This window comes from Occallatibacter sp. (assembly GCF_049802275.1).
Lineage (GTDB): Bacteria > Acidobacteriota > Terriglobia > Terriglobales > Acidobacteriaceae > Telmatobacter.
In genome coordinates, this window is sequence record NZ_JBARMD010000114.1 from 1 (window position 1) to 1,817 (window position 1,817).

A 1,817-nucleotide genomic window follows, 5' to 3' on the forward strand; every position below is an offset into this window, starting at 1 on the left:
GCCCATGATGGTCTCGTCAACCTGCTGCGGTTCAACCCCTGCCCGTTTGACCGCCTCGCGTACCACCAGCGCACCCAGTTTCGGCGCGGTGTAGGACTGCAAAGAGCCTTGAAATTTTCCGATGGGCGTGCGGACGGCCGAAACGATCACGACCTCTGACATGGAGATCTCCCGATGTATGAGATGGTGCGGCACCTATATTACGACCCCAAACGTTAGATGCGCCCCGCCTCGCGAAGTTCACGAATCTCATCCTCGTCGAAGACACGGGAGCGGATGAGGAAGCGCAGGCCTTCGGCGTTGTCCAGCGAGAACATGCCACCTCGGCCGGGAACTACATCGAGCGTGAGGTGGGTGTGTTTCCAGTATTCGAACTGGCTGCGGCTCATATAGAAGGGTTCGCCATCGACTTCGCCGAGTTGCACGTCGGAGTCGCCGACGAGGAATTCGCCGCGCGGATAGCACATGGGCGAGCTGCCGTCGCAGCAGCCCCCCGACTGGTGAAACATCAGCGGCCCGTGCTTCTCGCGTAAAACGCGGATAAGGTGGATGGCGAGGTCGGTGGCCTCGACTTGTTTGGGGATTTCCGGCATAACCGCAGATTCTTGTCGATGCTTCATTCGTTAAGATTCGTGCTTTCCCACCCATGACGCGATGAAACTGCCTCATGGATGGGGCATCCAGCTTACTCCCTATTCCCTAGTCCCTATTCCCTATCTTTAAAAGAAGCCGAGCTTCTTCGGGCTGTAACTGACCAGCATGTTCTTGGTCTGCTGATAGTGATCGAGCATCATGCTGTGCGTTTCGCGGCCTATGCCAGATTGCTTGTAGCCTCCAAATGCGGCGTGCGCGGGATATGCGTGGTAGCAATTGACCCACACGCGTCCCGCCTGAATACCGCGGCCGAGACGATGAACGCGATTCACATCCCGCGTCCACAGGCCTGCGCCTAATCCGTAGAGCGTGTCATTGGCAATTTCAAGAGCATCGGCTTCGTTCTTAAATGTCGTGACGGAGACGACAGGCCCGAAGATCTCTTCCTGGAAAATGCGCATCTTGTTGTGGCCTTTAAATACGGTTGGCTGCACGTAGAAGCCGGTGTCCAGCTCACCGCCGAGTTGGGCGCGATTTCCGCCGGCCAGAACCTCTGCACCTTCCTTCTTGCCGATATCGATGTAGCTGAGAATTTTTTCCAATTGCTCGGTCGAGACCTGTGCGCCGATCATGGTGTCGCTCTCAAGCGGATTGGCCTGCTTGATGGCCGCTACACGCTTGAGTGCCCGCTCCATGAACTTGTCGTAGATGCTTTCCTGAATGAGCGCGCGGCTTGGGCAAGTGCAGACTTCGCCTTGATTGAGCGCGAACATCACGAAGCCTTCAATCGCCTTATCGAAGAAGTCATCGTCTTCGTTCAAAACATCGGCGAAGAAGATGTTCGGAGATTTGCCGCCGAGCTCCAGCGTTACGGGAATCAGGTTCTGGCTGGCGTACTGCATGATCAGCCGGCCAGTGGTGGTTTCGCCTGTAAAGGCGATCTTCGCTACACGTGAACTTGAGGCCAGCGGCTTGCCGGCTTCGAGGCCGAACCCATTGACGATGTTGAGCACGCCGGGAGGCAGGATATCGCCCACCAACTCCGCCCAGACCAGGATGCTGGCGGGGGTTTGCTCCGCGGGCTTCAGAACTACGCAGTTTCCGGCGGCAATCGCCGGAGCAAGCTTCCACGTCGCCATCAGGATGGGAAAGTTCCACGGAATGATCTGGCCCACAACGCCAAGCGGCTCATGGAAGTGATACGCGACGGTGTCGTGATCGAT

General features: G+C 57.3%; 3 protein-coding genes. All 3 read right to left on the reverse strand.

Annotated features, from left to right (window positions below):
* On the reverse strand, positions 1-162 hold a 162-nt coding region (locus tag WA354_RS03825), incomplete at its 3' end, for a thiolase family protein (RefSeq protein ID WP_472811687.1).
* A 53-nt stretch (positions 163-215) separates the two neighbouring features.
* A complete protein-coding gene (locus WA354_RS03830; protein ID WP_472811685.1) occupies positions 216-620 on the reverse strand; it encodes a DUF779 domain-containing protein in 405 nt (134 codons plus the stop codon).
* Between the two features lie 99 nt (positions 621-719).
* Positions 720-1,817: aldehyde dehydrogenase (gene adh / locus WA354_RS03835; RefSeq protein WP_472811686.1), on the reverse strand; the 1,098-nt coding region annotated here is incomplete at its 5' end.

Coding starts and splice junctions, on each gene's coding strand:
- WA354_RS03830 (WP_472811685.1), bottom strand. CDS start 620: ATGAAGCATCGACAAGAATCTGCGGTTATGCCGGAAATCCCCAAACAA.